Source organism: Isoptericola croceus, assembly GCF_029382255.1.
GTDB lineage: Bacteria > Actinomycetota > Actinomycetes > Actinomycetales > Cellulomonadaceae > Isoptericola > Isoptericola croceus.
The window spans coordinates 1-252 of record NZ_JARLLG010000550.1 but is presented as its reverse complement, the minus strand read 5'-3'; the positions used below and the strand labels follow the sequence as shown (position 1 = coordinate 252).

Here is a 252-nt window from a genome sequence, read left to right as displayed (position 1 = left end):
GTGTTCGGAGTTGATGCGAAGGGGGTTTTCGATGGCCCGAGAGGTCATCGTCGGCTCAACGGCCGAACGGGCGATCATGGTAAAGCCGCCCAGCCGGAGGGTTTGGCCTGGGGCCAGGACTCCCCCGGAGGTGGTGCTGTCTTTAAGGACAAGGCGAGCCATCGAACCTTTCGTCGACGTCACAATGGAACTCTCAATGAAAGCACCAATGTCGGTGTCAAAACCGGTGGATCTCGGGTAGGGGGTCCCGAA

1 protein-coding gene is annotated in these 252 nt (G+C 59.5%); it reads right to left on the bottom strand.

Annotated features, from left to right (window positions below):
- Positions 1-183: hypothetical protein (locus PZC42_RS25055; protein WP_277214357.1), on the bottom strand; the 183-nt coding region annotated here is incomplete at its 3' end.
- Between the last annotated feature and the right edge of the window lie 69 nt (positions 184-252).